Annotated in this window: 14 protein-coding genes; 7 read left to right on the top strand and 7 right to left on the bottom strand. The window is 70.8% G+C overall.

Annotated features, from left to right (window positions below; translation table 11 throughout):
* Positions 1-24 precede the first annotated feature (24 nt).
* Positions 25-384, top strand: coding sequence for a DUF485 domain-containing protein (locus AB0878_RS12310; protein WP_366579166.1), 360 nt, complete (start codon positions 25-27; stop codon positions 382-384).
* On the top strand, positions 381-2,012 hold the full coding sequence (locus AB0878_RS12305) for a cation acetate symporter (protein WP_366579164.1): 1,632 nt from the start codon (positions 381-383) through the stop codon (positions 2,010-2,012). Before AB0878_RS12310 ends, AB0878_RS12305 begins: the two co-directional genes overlap by 4 nt.
* A gap of 334 nt (positions 2,013-2,346) precedes the next feature.
* Here the strand turns inward: AB0878_RS12305 and AB0878_RS12300 are convergent, their stop codons facing one another.
* Positions 2,347-3,084 (bottom strand): isocitrate lyase/phosphoenolpyruvate mutase family protein, encoded by a 738-nt coding sequence (locus tag AB0878_RS12300; protein WP_366579162.1) that lies wholly within the window; start codon positions 3,082-3,084, stop codon positions 2,347-2,349.
* 349 nt (positions 3,085-3,433) lie between these two features.
* Positions 3,434-4,150, bottom strand: a complete 717-nt coding sequence (locus AB0878_RS12295; RefSeq protein WP_366579160.1) for a peptidylprolyl isomerase — start codon at positions 4,148-4,150, stop codon at positions 3,434-3,436.
* A gap of 127 nt (positions 4,151-4,277) precedes the next feature.
* Between AB0878_RS12295 and AB0878_RS12290 the strand changes: the two genes are divergently transcribed.
* Positions 4,278-5,282 carry a hypothetical protein gene (locus AB0878_RS12290; RefSeq protein ID WP_366579158.1) on the top strand — a complete coding sequence of 335 codons (1,005 nt, stop codon included), beginning with the start codon at positions 4,278-4,280 and terminating at the stop codon, positions 5,280-5,282.
* Positions 5,283-5,301: 19 nt separating this feature from the next.
* On the opposite strand, the gene AB0878_RS12285 is transcribed toward AB0878_RS12290, so the two are convergent.
* Both AB0878_RS12285 and AB0878_RS12280 read right to left on the bottom strand, forming a co-directional pair.
* Positions 5,302-7,245, bottom strand: coding sequence for a UvrD-helicase domain-containing protein (locus tag AB0878_RS12285; RefSeq protein ID WP_366579156.1), 1,944 nt, complete (start codon positions 7,243-7,245; stop codon positions 5,302-5,304).
* Between the two features lie 192 nt (positions 7,246-7,437).
* Positions 7,438-8,628 carry an acetyl-CoA C-acetyltransferase gene (locus AB0878_RS12280; RefSeq protein ID WP_366579154.1) on the bottom strand — a complete coding sequence of 397 codons (1,191 nt, stop codon included), beginning with the start codon at positions 8,626-8,628 and terminating at the stop codon, positions 7,438-7,440.
* Between the two features lie 154 nt (positions 8,629-8,782).
* On the opposite strand from AB0878_RS12280, the gene mce reads away from it, so the two are divergent.
* Entirely contained in the window at positions 8,783-9,241 is a 459-nt protein-coding gene (gene mce / locus AB0878_RS12275) for a methylmalonyl-CoA epimerase (protein WP_366579152.1), read from the top strand.
* A 186-nt stretch (positions 9,242-9,427) separates the two neighbouring features.
* Here mce and AB0878_RS12270 read toward each other — a convergent pair whose 3' ends face one another.
* A complete protein-coding gene (locus tag AB0878_RS12270) occupies positions 9,428-10,000 on the bottom strand; it encodes a TetR/AcrR family transcriptional regulator (RefSeq protein WP_366579150.1) in 573 nt (190 codons plus the stop codon).
* Positions 10,001-10,010: 10 nt separating this feature from the next.
* The gene (locus AB0878_RS12265; protein ID WP_366579148.1) at positions 10,011-10,379 is read right to left on the bottom strand and encodes an SPW repeat protein; all 369 of its coding nucleotides are present in this window, start codon (positions 10,377-10,379) and stop codon (positions 10,011-10,013) included.
* A gap of 251 nt (positions 10,380-10,630) precedes the next feature.
* Between AB0878_RS12265 and AB0878_RS12260 the strand changes: the two genes are divergently transcribed.
* The 3 genes from AB0878_RS12260 to AB0878_RS12250 all read left to right on the top strand — a co-directional run bounded on the left by AB0878_RS12260 (position 10,631) and on the right by AB0878_RS12250 (position 14,485).
* Positions 10,631-11,839 (top strand): chromosome segregation protein, encoded by a 1,209-nt coding sequence (locus AB0878_RS12260; protein ID WP_366579361.1) that lies wholly within the window; start codon positions 10,631-10,633, stop codon positions 11,837-11,839.
* 1,089 nt (positions 11,840-12,928) lie between these two features.
* On the top strand, positions 12,929-13,378 hold the full coding sequence (locus AB0878_RS12255) for a universal stress protein (protein ID WP_364055653.1): 450 nt from the start codon (positions 12,929-12,931) through the stop codon (positions 13,376-13,378).
* Positions 13,379-13,381: 3 nt separating this feature from the next.
* Positions 13,382-14,485, top strand: coding sequence for an adenylate/guanylate cyclase domain-containing protein (locus AB0878_RS12250; RefSeq protein ID WP_366579146.1), 1,104 nt, complete (start codon positions 13,382-13,384; stop codon positions 14,483-14,485).
* Here AB0878_RS12250 and paaE read toward each other — a convergent pair whose 3' ends face one another.
* Positions 14,486-15,562 carry a 1,2-phenylacetyl-CoA epoxidase subunit PaaE gene (gene paaE / locus AB0878_RS12245; RefSeq protein WP_366579144.1) on the bottom strand — a complete coding sequence of 359 codons (1,077 nt, stop codon included), beginning with the start codon at positions 15,560-15,562 and terminating at the stop codon, positions 14,486-14,488.

Genomic DNA, 15,562 nt, shown 5'->3' with positions numbered 1-15,562 from the left:
TCGCAGCGTCGCGAGGGAGTGACGATGAGTCCCACCGACACCGACCTGACCGGCGACCCGCCGGACATGGACTGGGAACACGTACAGGAGAGTGCCGAGTTCAGGCAGCTGCGCCACCGCTTGCGCAGCTTCGTCTTCCCGATGACCGCGCTGTTCCTCGTCTGGTACCTGCTCTACGTGCTGCTGGCCGACTACGCCCACGGCTTCATGAGCACGAAGATCGCCGGCAACTTCACCGTGGGCCTGCTGTTCGGCCTGCTGCAGTTCGTGTCGACGTTCCTCATCACGTGGCTGTACGTGCGCTACGCCAACCGCAAGCTCGACCCGTTGTCCGAGCGGATCCGCGACGACATCGAGAGCCCGGCCGCGAAGGAGTCCGAATGAAAACCCTCGCGGCAGGCGTCGAGGGCAGCAACCCGACGCTGAACATCATCATCTTCGGTGTGTTCGTGCTGATCACGCTCGTGATCGTGTTCCGCGCGAGCCGCAACACGAAGACGGCCTCCGACTACTACGCAGCCGGGCGCGCGTTCACCGGCCCGCAGAACGGCATCGCGATCAGCGGTGACTACCTGTCGGCCGCGTCGTTCCTCGGCATCGCGGGCGCCATCGCGGTGTACGGCTACGACGGCTTCCTGTACTCGATCGGTTTCCTCGTGGCCTGGCTGGTCGCGCTGCTGCTCGTGGCCGAGCTGCTGCGCAACACCGGCAAGTTCACGATGGGCGACGTGCTGGCGTTCCGCATGCGGCAGCGTCCGGTGCGGGCCGCGGCGGCGATCTCGACGCTGATCGTGTCGTTCTTCTACCTGCTGGCCCAGATGACCGGCGCCGGCGGCCTGGTGGCGCTGCTGCTGGGCATCGAAGGCAAGGCCGCGCAGTCGGTGGTCATCGCCGTGGTGGGCGTGATCATGATCGCCTACGTGCTCATCGGTGGCATGAAGGGCACCACGTGGGTGCAGATCATCAAGGCCGTACTGCTCATCGTCGGCGCGCTCGCGATGACGCTGTGGGTGCTCGGCAAGTACGGCTTCAACTTCTCGGCGCTGCTGCAGGGCGCCGTCGACAAGGCGGGCAAGGCCGGTGAGACGCTGCTCGGGCCGGGCAAGCAGTACGGCGCCACGGGAACGTCCAAACTGGACTTCTTCTCGCTCGGCATCGCGCTGGTCCTCGGCACCGCGGGCCTGCCCCACGTGCTGATGCGCTTCTACACTGTGCCGACCGCCCGCGACGCCCGCCGCTCGGTGGTCTGGGCGATCGTACTGATCGGCGTGTTCTACCTGTTCACGCTGGTCCTCGGCTACGGCGCCGGCGCACTGGTCGGCCCCGACGAGATCAAGGCCGCCCCGGGCGGCGTGAACTCGGCGGCGCCGCTGCTCGCGCTCAACCTCGGCGGGCCCGTGCTGCTGGGCCTGATCTCGGCGATCGCGTTCGCCACGATCCTCGCCGTGGTGGCCGGCCTGACGATCACCGCGTCGGCCTCGTTCGCGCACGACGTGTACGCGAACGTGATCAAGCGAGGCAAGACGAAGCCGGGTTCGGAGGTGCGCGTCGCCCGGATCACCGCCGTGGTCATCGGCGCGGTCGCGATCATCGGCGGCATCCTGGCCAACGGGCAGAACGTCGCCTTCCTCGTGGCGCTCGCCTTCGCGGTCGCGGCGTCGGCCAACCTGCCGACGATCCTGTACTCGCTGTTCTGGAAGCGGTTCAACACCCAGGGCGCGCTGTGGAGCATCTACGGCGGGCTCATCGTTTCGCTGGTGCTGATTGTCTTCTCACCTGCGGTCTCGGGCAAGCCGATCGACGCGAAGACGGGCAAGAGCGCGTCGATGCTGCAGGGCGTGGACTTCCACTGGTTCCCGCTCGACAACCCGGGCCTGGTGTCCATCCCGGTCGCCTTCTTCCTCGGCTGGCTCGGCACGATGCTGTCGAAGGAGCGCAACGCGAAGAAGTACGCGGAGATGGAGGTGCGCGCCCTGACGGGTGCGCATGCGGAGAAAGCTGTGCAGCACTGAGGTTTGTCTGCTTCGAGCGGGCCGGGACTCTCGAGTCCCGGCCCGCTTTTTTTGTTCAGTACGGCACTTTCCCCGCAGCCAGGTCGTCCAGAACGCCTCCGAGCAGGCCGGCCCGCTGCAGCTTCAGTACCGCAGTTTCCCGTCGGCCAAGTCCGCCGAGGATGCGTCGGGCACGCCGCGTTGTGCCGCCGAAGGGCGGCACTCCGAGGCACCGAGGCGAGGCCGGAGCACAGCCGATGGGGCCAGACCCGGCGCACGCGCCGAAGATGGCGCAGCAGTGGTCACTGCGCGGCCGGTCGGAACCGGATTTCGAGTCCCGGCCCGCTTTGTTGGTTCAGTACGGCACTTTCCCCGCAGCCAGGTCGTCCAGAACGCCTCCGAGCAGGCCGCGCATGTGACGCCACAGGCCCGCGCCCAGGGAGATACGGGCGACGCCGAGGGAGGCGAGGGCGGGGAGGCCCGGGCCGCCGTGGGGCAGGGACGCGTTGACGGCGCCGGTTTCGCGGACGAACTCGGCGAGGAGGTCCGGGTCGGTCAGTGTGATCGGGTAGACGCAGTCGGCGCCGGCCGCGAGGTAGGCCTGGCCACGGGTGACGGCGTCGGCGAAGACGGCGTGGGGGTCGGGGGCGCCGATGAACGCGTCGATGCGGGCGCTGATCACCAGGTCCTGGCCGGCGGCTTGGCGCAGGGCGGCCAGGCGATCGGCTTGGTCGGTGACGGGCCGCAGCTCGCTTCGTGAGTGGTCGGTGTCCTCGAGGTTGAAGCCGGCCGCGCCAAGGTCCAGCAGGCGGTCGACCAGCTCGGCCGGGATGAGGCCGTAACCGCTTTCCGCGTCGACGGTCACGGGCACCGACACCGCCCGGACGATGCGCGCGGCCGCGAGCAGCATTTCGCCGGCGGGGGCGGCTTCGCCGTCGGCGTGGCCGAGCGCGGCGGCGACGGCCGCGGAACTCGTGGCCACGACCGGGAACCCGGCCGCTTCCACCAGCCGGGCCGAATCGGCGTCCCACGCGTTGGGCAGGACCAGCGGCCGGCCGGGCACGTGCAGCGCCCGGAGTTCGGCGGCGCTCACGCTTCGCGGTCCGGGAGCTGGGCCATGGCCGGGTAGGTCTCGGGCACACCGCGCCCGAGGCAGATGCGGTTCGACATGCCGTTCACGCTAGCGGCAACCGGGCCCACCCGTGTGGTCCAGTCCCGGGCCGGAAGTGTGGACGAGTTCAGGCCTCGACGTGCACCTCGGCTGGTGGCCCTCCCGCGGACGAGCGGGCCTGGCCGGCTCGATCCGGGCGGCCGCCGGCGACGGTGGGGCCCCGCCGTGCCCTCGACGGTCCGTCCACAAGGGAACCCGGCGGGGCCGCACCTGCTGGATTCTGAAGCCGGGGCACGCGTTGACCGGTGCAGGCGCTGCGGGAGATATCGAGCTACAACCCGAGCGGCAGCACCAGCTCCAGGTCGGTCTTGCGCGCCGGGGCACCGTCGGTGGGTTCGCCGCCCGGTTCGGGCACGATGCCGCCCGCGGCGACGCGGTCGAGGGTGTTCAGGCCGAGCGGCCCGACGGTGCCGAACACGGTGTAGTCGGGGCGCAGGGTGGAGTCGCCGTAGACGAGGAAGAACTGGCTGCCGTTGGTGTCGGGGCCGGCGTTGGCCATGGCGACCAGGCCGCGGGAGTAGATGCGGGCCGCCGGGTTGGAGGCCGGCGGCAGGTCGGTGGGCAGTTCGTCGCGGAAGCTATATCCCGGGCCGCCTTCGCCGGTGGCCGTCGGGTCGCCGCACTGCAGGACCTTCAGGGTCGGGTAGTCGGTGAGCCGGTGGCAGGTCGTCTGGTTGAAGAAGCCGTGGCGGGCGAGGTGCAGGAAGCTCTGCACCGTGCACGGCGCTTCGGCGCGGTCGAGCGTCAGCGGAAGCAGCCCCTGGTTGGTGATCACGGGGACGGCGACCTTGCCGCGGTCGGGGGTGCGCTGCGGGTCGGGCGGCAGGGGCACGGGACGGGCGGCGGGCTCGTCGGGCGTTTCCGTGTACTGGCAGGCGCCGTGGGTGGTGGTGGGCTCGCTGTTCGCCACTGTCGCGGCGCCCGCTGCCGGCGCGAACGCGGCGAGCAGGGAACCGACGGCCAACGTGGTGACGAGGAGCTTTTTCATGCGTTTCCTCCCAGTGAACGAATCACGGAAGCATAAGCAGGGTTCGAACCAATCGGCATCCGGCGAAAGTGGGAGGCTCACGAAACGCTGACGGGCTCCTGACAACCGTTCCCTAACGTCGCGGGTCATGATCACTCGCCTCTTCCTCAGCGCGGTGGCGGCCGCCGCGGTGGCCTGCGCGCTGCCCGCCGTCGCGTCCGCCGCGACCGGACCGGTCGTGCAGCCCCTGGCCGTGTCCGCGGCCGAACAGCAGGCCGTGCTCGACTACTGGACTCCCGAACGGATGAATGCGCTCACGCAGCCGTCGTCGGACAACCCGCCGACGGGCGGCCCCGACGGGGCGCCCTGGACCACCGCCAACGCCGTGGCCAAAACCGTCGGCCGGCTCTTCTTCACCGACCACGGCGAGGACGCCAGCTGCACGGCCACCGTGTTGGACAGCGCGAACCGCAGCACCGTCGTCACGGCCGGGCACTGCGTGAACAACACCGACCTACTCGGCGAGGACAACCAGTGGAACGCCCACTCGATGTTCATCCCGGGCTACCACGACGGGCAGGCGCCGTACGGGAAGTTCGTCGGCCGCTTCGGCGTCGCGGACAGCACGTGGCTCGCGAACGACCAGATCGACGCGCAGAAGTTCGACACCTTCGACCAGGCGTTCGTGGTCCTCAACCGCGGCGCGCACGGCGTTTCCGTGCAGGACAAGGTGGGCGCCGCGCAGAAGATCGGCTTCGACCGGCCGGGCAGCGCCGACGTGGTCCAGTTCGGCTACCCCCGCGCCTCGGCCGACCCCGCGCGCGAAGGCCTGCCCGAGTACACAGGCGCGCGCCTGGCGTTCTGCACGGGCCCGACGCGCGAATGGCCGGGCACCCCGGACTTCCCCGACTCGCCGAACCAGTGGGGCACGGCGTGCGTCATGGGCGGTGGCTCCAGCGGCGGCCCGCGCCTGCGCGACTTCAACCCGAAGACCGGCCTCGGCACGGTCGTCGGCGACAACACGGAGGCCGGCTTCTTCGACGCCGCGGGCCAGCCGTGCGACCGCGACGCCGGGTGCACGCGCTACCTGGTGGGCCCGCAGTTCAGCACGGCGGTGACGAAGCCGTTGTTCGAAGCGGCGCAGCACGCCTGACGGGCGGTGGAGGACCGGTTCACGCCGCGTCCTCCACCACACCCCACCACAGGAAATCCCGCGCCCGGGTCGCCGCGACGAGCCGCTGCCGGTCTCGCAGCTCGTCGGCTTCGCGGCGAGCGGCAGCGCTGTTCGCGGAGTCCCGAAGCGGGAACTGGACGGCCAGCACCGCCTGGAAGTCCAGTCCCTTCGCGCGGTGGACGGTGCCGACCTTCACGCGGTCATCCGGCTCCCCGGTGTGCTGTTCGAGGCTCTGCGTCGCCACTCCGGCGCTCTCCAACAGCCGGCGGCACTCGTCGGCGTCGTGTTTGGTGAACGTGATCAGCGCGGTGTGCGCCGGCTCCACGTTCCGCAGCACCGCAGTGAGCGCGCGGGGAAGGTCCGCCTTGCTGCCCGTCCACGTCTGCGTGCGTCCGCCGTCGTTGACCACCTCGGCGTCGCGCAGCACGACGCCCGCGGCACCGTCGAGGTCGTCGACGCTGTTGCCCGCGTCGATGCGGCGCGCGAAGTCGAGGATGCCCGACCGGTTGCGGTAGTTGACTTTCAGCACCTCGCCCCGGCCCTGCACGGGGATGCCGGCGTCGGACAGGCGCCACCCACCGGGATAAACCTGCTGCTGGCCGTCGCCGACGAGCAGCAGCCGGTTCGGCCCGTCGCCCGCGACCTCGCGGAGCAATCGCAGGCCGACGAGCGTGATGTCCTGGACCTCGTCGACGACGACCAGCGCATACGGGTTGTCGAGCGGCCGTTCGACCAGCGAAGCGTGCGCCGCGGTGAGCACGTCGTTGTAGTCGTGCACCCCGCGCTCGACGAGATTGTCGCGATACGCCTCGTACAGCGCCCAGACCCGTTCACGGTGCGCGTCACCGAGCGCCAGCCGGCGGCCTCGGCGCGGGACCTTCTTGTACTCCTCGAGAGTCCGCAACCCTCGGCCCTTGATCACGCGGTCGACCTCGGTGCGCCAGTACTCGAAATCCGGTTCGATCTCCTCCAGTGCGGCGTGATGGCGCGCCCGTGCCCGGTTGAACGCGGTGTCGATGCCGCCGCGCTGCACGTTCAGCTCCACCCCGCGACCCGCGAGCAGCCCGCGAACCCACGCGTGCAGGTTCACGAACTCCGCGCGCCCCTCCAGCTCGGGTGCCAGCCGGCGGAACGCCGCCGCGTGCACCGTCGGCAGAGTCCGGACGAACGTGGTGAACAGCAGCGGGCCCACGCTCCGCCGGCCCACGTGACGCATGCGGTGCAACGCGACCACCGTCTTGCCCGTGCCGGCCGGCCCGCTGATCCGGGCGGGGCCGCCGTACTCGCGCGCGACGATGGCGTGCTGCTGCGGGTGCAGGAACGTCATCCAGCTCTCGAACGGCCTCTTCAACGCCGCCGTCAGCTGGCCTTCGGCGACGTCCTGCGCGGCCAGCAGCCCGGCTGCTTCAGGCTCGCGCTCGGGTGGCTTGACCGACAGGGCCGAGTACTCGGGCAACCGCTGGACCACGGCCGACGCCAATTCGGCCACCTGGCGACGGGTCAGTCCGGCACCGCCCCGGCGGAACACCTTGTCCAGGTCCACCACCGGAAGGGCCCAGTACGGCCCGGCTCCGCGCGGCGACCGGGTGGCACCGCCGATCACCACGAGCGTGATGGCGGTCGGCGCAAGCAGGCGGCCTTGCGAACCGCGGATCGACGCGAACCGCTCTTCGGCGTGCCTCAGCACGGCCTGACCCGACTCGGGCGGCCGGTCCGCGACGACCACGGCGAACACCCCGGCCGGCCCCAGCAGGAACGCGTCGGCGGTTTCCGCCGGCGCGGGCAGATCCGACCGGAGCAGAACGTGCCAGCCTTCCGCCGTGTGCGCCACCAACTCGCCGAACACGTTGCGCCGCAACGAGTCCAAATCCGGAAAGCGCTTCGCCAGCAGCTCCGCCGCCTGACGTTGGACCTGCCTCTTCGCGTGCGCGCTCAGCACCATTCGCTCCCCCTCCTGGTCACTGTCCGCGTTCGGATTGTTGCCAGGAGGAACGAGGGGCGGGTGATCTTCGACGGCAATCACCCGGATGCAGCAGTCGCCGCGGAAGATCGAAATCAGCACGTCTGACGCGTCCGCCGACGACAAAGGCCGGGCAGCCGCAACGGGCTGCCCGGCCTTCAGCCGAACCGAAAACTACTTGGCCGCGGGAACCCGCAGCAGCAGCGCGTCACCCTGGCCGCCACCGCCGCAGAGCGCAGCGGCGCCCAGGCCGCCGCCGCGGCGGCGCAGTTCGTGGATCAGGTGCACCGCAAGGCGGGCGCCCGAGGCGCCGATCGGGTGGCCCAGGGCGATGGCGCCGCCGTTGACGTTGACCTTCGACGGGTCCAGGCCGAGCTTCTCGCTGGCGACCACACCGACCGCGGCGAACGCCTCGTTGATCTCCACCAGGTCGAGGTCGCCGACGTCGAGCTTGGCCTTCGCCAGAGCCTTGCGGATGGCGTTGGACGGCTGCTCGTGCAGCGACGCGTCGGGGCCGGCGACGACGCCGTGGGCGCCGATCTCGGCCAGCGGGGTGAGGCCCAGCTGGGCGGCCTTTTCGGGGCTGGCGACGATCACGGCCGCGGCACCGTCGGAGATCTGCGACGACGAGCCGGCGGTGATGGTGCCGTCGGAGGCGAAGGCGGGGCGCAGCTTGGCGAGGCCGTCGACGGTGGTGTCGGCGCGGACGCCCTCGTCGGTGGAGAAGACGATCGGGTCGCCCTTGCGCTGCGGGATGGTGACCGGCGCGATCTCCTCGCGGAAGAAGCCGGCCTCGATGGCGGCGGCGGCGCGCTGGTGGGAGCGCGCGGAGAACTCGTCCTGCTGCTCGCGCGTGATGCCGTAACGCGCGTTGTGCTTCTCCGTCGAGGCGCCCATGGCGACCTGGTCGAACGCGCAGAAGAGGCCGTCGTAGGCCATGTGGTCGAGCATGGTCACGTCGCCGTACTTGAAGCCGCCGCGGGACTTCGGCAGCAGGTGCGGCGCCTGCGTCATCGACTCTTGGCCGCCCGCCACGACGAGGTCGAACTCGCCGGCGCGGATGAGCTGGTCGGCGAGCGCGATGGCGTCGAGGCCCGAGAGGCACACCTTGTTGATCGTGAGCGCCGGGACGTCCATCGAGATGCCCGCGGCGACGGCGGCCTGGCGCGCCGGGATCTGGCCCGCGCCCGCGGTGAGGACCTGGCCCATGATCGTGTACTCGACCTCGGACGGCGAAACCCCGGCCTGCTCCAGCGCGGCCTTGATGGCGATGCCACCGAGCTGCGCACCGGTGAAGTCCTTCAGCGAGCCGAGCAGCCGCCCGATGGGGGTACGGGCCGCACCCAGGATCACGGAACCGGACACGTCGTCCTCCCAAGAATTAGGAACACCTACAGTCTCACGACTGTACCCGGGCCTACGGCTTCTTGATGGAGCCAGTGTGAGGGGGCGCACGTCTTGGATGGACTCTGTGGATTTCAGGGGGCTTCACCAGGGTGGTGGCCTTTATCCTGCCCCCATGAACACTGAGTCCATCCAAGCCGTGCTCACCCCGTTCGTGACCGCGATCGACCACGTCGGGATCGCGGTTCCCGACCTCGACGAAGCGATCGCGTTCCACAAGGAGCACTTCGGCCTGGAGGTCGCGCACGAGGAGGTGAACGAGGAGCAGGGCGTCCGCGAAGCGATGCTGCGCGCCCCCGGCACCGCGGGCACCGAGACGATGATCCAGCTCCTCGCGCCCCTGCGCGACGACTCGACCATCGCGAAGTTCCTCGGGCGCAACGGTCCCGGCCTGCAGCAGCTCGCCTTCCGGGTGTCCGATGTGGACGCCGCCGCGGCTGCGTTGAGGGAGCAAGGGCTGAGGCTGCTGTACGACGAGGCCAAGCGTGGGACGTCGAACAGCCGGGTGAACTTCGTGCACCCGAAGGACGCTGGTGGGGTGCTGGTGGAGTTGGTGGAGCCGGCGGCGCACTAGGACTCGCGGTTTTCACCGCGCGACTGATCTCGCGCGGTGAAGTCGAGGAAGCCGGGTTCGAACGCCGGCTCGCCTCCGGCGATCCCGGATCGCCGGAGGTCACCGATTCCGAAACCGGCGTCCCCGCGGGATCGGATGCCGGCGACTCGACGGATACGTCCAGGCACGGCCTCGTCCGCGATGACGCTAGGACTCTTTCGCCTTCGCCGACAACGCGTTGGCCAGGAAGACGAGCTCGCCGTCGAACTCGGCCGGGAGGTCGTCGCCGGAGTGGCGGGCCGTGGCGTGGCGGTGGCTGACGGCGCGGGCGAGCAGGCCGGAGGCGCTGTCGAGGTCGGCGACGGCGAGGCGCCCGCCCGTGGCGGCCACGATCACCGAGCGGACCAGGCGCACGAGGTGCTGGAAGCGTTCTCCGAGGGCGTCGCGCACGACGTAGTGGGTGTCGGCCTCGCGCCAGAGGACGTGGGAGAGGCCGAGTGAGCCGGTGAAGCGGCGGTCGAGCTCCGAGACGAGCCGGCGCAGCGACCCGGCGAGGTCACCGGGCACCACGACGGCGGCGGGCTCGATGTTCTCGTCGGGCAGCCGCGCGACCAGGGCCGCCAGCAGGTCGGACTTGCGGCGGAAGTAGTAGTGGACCAGACCCTTCGGCACCCCGGCGCGCTCCGCGATGCGGGACGTCGGGGTGGCGTCGAAGCCGGACTCGGCGAAGAGCGCTTCAGCCGCGCAGAGGATCCGCTCCTTCGCCGAGTCATCCGTCATGTCAGCTCCTTCAGTGCGGCATCGCCGTCCGGTGGGCGGCGGTGGCCATCGGCATCGCGGCGGCGCCGGCGATGATCGTGAGCGCACCGGCGACCCAGGACGTCCAGGACGCCCCGTTGAGTTCGGTGTACCCCATCACCCACGGCGCGATGAACAGCAACACCCCGAGGACGACCTGGATGCCCTCGCCGTAGACGACACCTGGCGCCGCGAGCGATACCAGGCCGTCGATGGCGATCAGCGCACCGAGGATCACCATCGTCCACATCGTCATCGTGTCCGTGCTCAGCCAAAGGGGTGAAAGAGCGGCGACAATACCGATGACGACCTCGGCCCAGTCGTGGGGCCGGGTCCAGGCGCGCGTCGAGACTTCACTCATTCGTGCTCACCTCCGCAGAGAACCTGCTGTTCAGGAAGTTTCCCTACTTCGATCATGCGCCTTGGTTGGCCGGCCGGTCAAGATCTGTGGGTCACAGTTGCGCACAACCGGTTCCGGCGTGGTTTTCGGCCATCGGGCTACTGTGTTCGGCCGCTCGGCGCAGGCTGGTCCGGACACCGTGGGTGCTCACCCGTCCGTGACCCCGTAGCGGCTACGGTAGGGCCATGAGCCTTGGCGAGGAACGGGAGCTTGTGCCGCTGGGAGCCGGCTTCGACGTGGCGAAGCGCGGGTACAGCCGAGCGCAGGTCGACGAACATCTGGAACGGCTCGATGCCGACCTGAAGATGCTCACCGGCGACCGCGACGCCGCCATCGCCCAGGCGGGTGATCTGGCCCGGCAGCTGGAGATCGCGCGCGGTGAGATCGCCGACCTGCGCGGGCAGGTCGACCGGCTGGCGCAGCCGCCGACGAGCGTCGAGGGGTTGTCCGAGCGCCTGCAGCGGATGCTGCGCCTGGCGCAGGACGAGTCCGCCGACACGCGGGCGCGCGCCGAGGCCGAGGCCGGCCACATCCGCGCCAAGGCGGAGACCGACGCCAGCGCCATGCGCGCGCGGTACGAGCAGCTGCTCACCGAGCTCGACCTGCGCCGCAAGGAGATGGAAGCCGAGCACCGCAAGGTCCTCGAGGACGCCCGCGCCGAGGCGAAGTCGATCACCGACAAGGCCGAGGCCGAGCGCAACAAGCTCGACGCGGAGTCCGAGGCCCGCCGCACGCAGGTCGAAGAGGACTTCGAGATCGCCATGGCCGCCCGCCGCACCGAGGCGATGCGCGTGCTGGCCGAGCAGGAGGCCGCGTCGAAGGCCGAAGCCGAGCGCCGCGTGCGCGAAGCCGCCGAGGACGCCGCCGCCATCCGCGCCAAGGTGCTGGAAGAGGAAACAGCCGCCCGCGCCGACATCGAGCGCCGCCAGCGCGAGTCCGTCGCCGACGCGAACAAGCGCAAGCAGGACTCGATCACCGAGGCCAACGCCCGCCTCGCCGAAGCCGCCGACGAGGCCCGCCGCCGCGTCCGCACAGCCACCGACGAGTCCAACCGCCGCATCACGCAGGCCAACGAACGCGTCGAGGCGCTGCGCAACGTCCGCACCAGCCTCGCCGAACAGGTCCGCCAGGCGCGCACCGTGCTCGCCGAGGCCCACCACGTCCTCGGCGAGACGGACACACTGGTGCCGGCGGACATCAAGGCCTCCATCGAGCCGAAGACCCCGGTCGCGGCCGCTGCCCCCGCTGCTTCGACCGGCTCGGGTTTGGGTTCGAGCGCGGGTTCGAGCTCCAGCTCGGCTTCGGCTTCGGCGGAAGGCGACGTCGAGAAAACGGTCCGCCTCCGCACCAGCGACGTCCCCAAGCCCAAGCCCCAGCCCCAACCCGCCTCCGGCCACCCCGGCAAACCCACCGGCGACTGACCTCCGGGCCAAGGCAAGCACCCTCCAGACCCGGCCGAGCCGGGGCCGCGGCGAGCACCGCGACCCCGGCTCGATCGCTCTCGCGGTTGGGCGCTCACACTGACCGCTGCCGACGGCGAAGTCACGAAGTTCTCCCCTTGAACAGCTCAAACACGCTGCGGGCCAACCCCACACTTGACCGCCGATAACGCGCGGTCTCGACCACCAGCCGCCGGCCCACTCAGCCTGGAGCAAGGCCACCGCCGGCAACCCACCCGCGCGGTACCAGCCGCCGACACCCCCAACCCACCTCGGCCGCCACCATTGCCTCTTCGGCTTCACCGGGTGCAGCCACCCCCGCCCTCGGCTGACGCGCCCGCGGCCACCGGGCGCTGAAGGCGGCCAATAACGCAAGATCGCACCCACCTCGCCTCGGACCCTCCGGCCACCTCCCCGACGCAGCGACACATCCAGCCTCAACAGACAAAGCCCCGAACGACCAGGCCTTCAGGCGACCACCCCGCGAGATCGCCCCCAACTCGCCTCGGACCCTTCGGCCGCCGTCTCGGGGTGCGAACTCAGCCGCCCTCAGCTGACGAAGCCCGCGAACGACCAGGCCCTGAAAACGATCACAACACGAGACCGCACCCAACCCGCCTCAGACCCTCCGGCCACCTCCCCGAGGCAGCGGCATATCCGGACTCAGCAGACAAAGCCCCCGAATCACCACGCCCTCCAGTCGACCACCACGCGAGATCGCCCCCCACTCACCTCAGACATTTCGGCCGCCGTCTCGGGGTGCGGACTCAACCACCCTCAGCAGACGAAGCCCCCGAACGACCAGGCCCGGAAGGCGACCACAACGCGAGATCGCGCCGGTGTTGGGATCGGGCGGTGCGATCGGCCGCCAGGCCGATCAGACCGCTCGATCCCGGCACCGGCTCAAAGGCGATCTCGCCGCCCCGGCGGAGCCGGGGCAAAAAACACCAGCGAGCCCGCCGTTCGCCCCGGCGGAGCCGAGGCGAACGGCGGGCGAGCCAACTGGCGAGTAACCTTCCCCCGACAAGAGGGGCGGAGCTGCCCCGATTCGGGATCGCCGGGAGGTTTCGGATGGCTGTCTATCGGACCGTGGTGGTGGGGACGGACGGGTCGGACTCGTCGTTCGCCGCGGTGGATCGGGCGGCGGGGGTGGCCGCGGATGCCGAGGCGAAGCTGGTCGTGGTGTGTGCGTACTACCCCGCCAGCAAGCACGACGTGGAGCAGGCGCAGGACGAGCTGGGCGACGAGGCCTACCAGGTCGTCGGGTCGGCGCCGGCGGAGGACACGTTGCAGAGTGCGCGCGATCGGGCCGCGAAGGCGGGGGCGAAGGACATCCAGACCATCGCCGTGAACGGGGAGCCGGTGCACGCGTTGCGGAAGGTCGTGCACGAGACGTCGGCCGATCTGCTCGTGGTGGGCAACCGCGGTCTCAACACGCTCGCCGGGCGGATCCTCGGCTCGGTGCCGGCGGAGGTGGCGCGCAAGTCGGGTGTCGACGTGCTGATCGTGCACACGACCTGAGCCGTGGCCGAAACCCCTGAGGTGCAGCACCAGCTGGAGAAGCTCCTCCTCGGCGGGCCGCGCAAGTACACCCGGCTCGAAGTGGCCCGAAAGGCCGGGGTGCCCGAGGAACGTTCGCGCCGGCTGTGGCGCGCGCTCGGGTTCGCGGCGGCCGAGGACGACGAGGTGGTGTTCACCGACGCCGACGTCGAGGCCATGCGCACCGCCGACCAGCTCATCGCGTCCGGGCTCGTGGCGCGCAACCTCGAGGTCGCCGTGACGCGCGCGCTCGGCCAGCACCTGTCGCGCCTGGCCGAGTGGCAGGTGCACATGCTGTGGTCGCTCATCGCCGGAAACCCGGGCCTCGACGACAGCCAGGTCACCAAGCTCGTCGCGCGGCTGCTGCCCGAGCTGGAGCAGGTGCAGAACTTCGTGTGGCGCCGTCACCTCGTGGCGTACGCCGGGCGCGCCTTCGCGACCGACGAGGACCTGGAGGCGCGGCCGCAGGTCGTCGGCTTCGTCGACATGGTGGGCTACACCAAGATGACCCGCGAGGTCGACGAGGACGAGCTCAGCCACGTGCTCGACGCGTTCGAGTCACTGGCCGCGGGTGTGGTCGCCGACCACCGCGGCCGGATCGTGAAGATGATCGGCGACGAGGTCTTCTTCGTCACCGACTCCCCCGGCTCGGGCGCCGAGATCGCCCTCACGCTCACCGAACGCGCGTCGGCGTCGGACGACCTGCCCGCGGTCCGCGCGGGGCTGGCTTCGGGGCGGGTGCTGTCCCGCTTCGGCGACGTCTACGGCTCCGTCGTGAACCTCGCAGCGCGGCTCACGTCCGTCGCGCGCCCCGGCACGGTGCTGGTCGACCGCGAGCTGGCGGCCGAGCTGGAGCACCTGCCGGAGTACGACCTGCGGTCCCGCCGGCCCGTCGCCGTGCGCGGGTACAACCGGCTGCGGACGTCGGTGCTGCGGCGGGCCCAGGACGGGCCGTCCGGGAAGTTCGCGGAGGCCCAGGAACGCGCGGCCGAGGCCATGGGCCTGCCCGACACCACCCGCCCCGCCACCGAACCGGACAGTCCCGAAGACCTCACGCTGGGGTCCCGGCGCCGGCGCCGCAGGCGCTGATCAAGCGTCGTAGTCCACCGTCACGCGCTCGCTCGCCGGGTGCGACTGGCACGTCAGCACGAACCCCGCGTCCACCTCGGCCTTCTCCAGCGCGAAGTTCCGCCGCATGTCCACCGCACCGTCGGTGACGCGCGCCCGGCACGTTCCGCACACGCCGCCCTTGCAGGCGAACGGCAGGTCCGGCCGGAACTTCTGCGCACCGTCCAGAATGGACGATTCCTGCGGCAGGCTCATCGTCGTCGAACGGCCGTCGAGGATGAGCGTGACCTCCGACGCGGCGCCGGCCACGGCCGGGTCGATGTGCTTGACCGGCTCCGGCGGCACGTCGTCCACGTAGAACAGCTCCTGGTGGACACTCGACTCCGGCACGCCCAGGGCCGTCAGCACCTCCTGCGCGCCGGTGACCATCCCGAACGGCCCGCACAGCCAGAAGTGGGCCACCGACTCCACCGGCACCAGCGAGCCGAACAACACGCGCAGCTTGTCGGCGTCGAGGCGGCCGGTGAACAGCTCGGCCTCGCGCGGTTCCCGCGACAGCACGTGGATGAGCTCCAGCCGCGCCGGGTAGCGGTCCTTCAGGTCGGCCAGCTCGTCGGCGAACATCACCGTGTCCGTGCGGCGGTTGCCGTACAGCACGGTGACGGTGGCGTCCGGCGTCGCGAGCAGCGACGCGACGATCGACAGCACCGGCGTGATGCCCGAGCCGGCCGCGATCAGCACGTGGTGACCGCCCGTGGTCAGATCCGGCGTGAAGGTCCCCGTCGGTGCGGAGACCTCGACGACGTCACCAGGGCGCACGTCCTGCACGAGCCACGACGAGAACACGCCCTCGGGAACCAGGCGCACGCCCACGCGTGGCCGCCGGCCGGCCGGAGCGCAGATCGAGTACGACCGGCGCTCGTCCCGGCCGTCGACGGTGCGGCGCAAGGTCAGCGACTGGCCGGGCGCGAAGGCGAACGTCTCGGCCAGCTCCTCCGGCACGTCGAAGGTCACGGCGACCGCGTCGTCGCACAGCCGCTCGACGTCGGCCACCCGCAGGGAGTGGAAGCCGGTGCGCCGGGAAATCGTGCTGGTCAA

Source organism: Amycolatopsis sp. NPDC047767, assembly GCF_040704195.1.
Classification (GTDB): Bacteria; Actinomycetota; Actinomycetes; order Mycobacteriales; family Pseudonocardiaceae; genus Amycolatopsis.
Note: the sequence above shows the minus strand (reverse complement) of the source record. Positions and strands in the feature narration are given on the sequence as shown.

Coding starts and splice junctions, on each gene's coding strand:
- AB0878_RS12310 (WP_366579166.1), top strand. CDS start 25: ATGAGTCCCACCGACACCGACCTGACCGGCGACCCGCCGGACATGGAC.
- AB0878_RS12305 (WP_366579164.1), top strand. CDS start 381: ATGAAAACCCTCGCGGCAGGCGTCGAGGGCAGCAACCCGACGCTGAAC.
- AB0878_RS12295 (WP_366579160.1), bottom strand. CDS start 4,150: ATGAAAAAGCTCCTCGTCACCACGTTGGCCGTCGGTTCCCTGCTCGCC.
- AB0878_RS12290 (WP_366579158.1), top strand. CDS start 4,278: ATGATCACTCGCCTCTTCCTCAGCGCGGTGGCGGCCGCCGCGGTGGCC.
- AB0878_RS12285 (WP_366579156.1), bottom strand. CDS start 7,245: ATGGTGCTGAGCGCGCACGCGAAGAGGCAGGTCCAACGTCAGGCGGCG.
- mce (WP_366579152.1), top strand. CDS start 8,783: ATGAACACTGAGTCCATCCAAGCCGTGCTCACCCCGTTCGTGACCGCG.
- AB0878_RS12270 (WP_366579150.1), bottom strand. CDS start 10,000: ATGACGGATGACTCGGCGAAGGAGCGGATCCTCTGCGCGGCTGAAGCG.
- AB0878_RS12265 (WP_366579148.1), bottom strand. CDS start 10,379: ATGAGTGAAGTCTCGACGCGCGCCTGGACCCGGCCCCACGACTGGGCC.
- AB0878_RS12255 (WP_364055653.1), top strand. CDS start 12,929: ATGGCTGTCTATCGGACCGTGGTGGTGGGGACGGACGGGTCGGACTCG.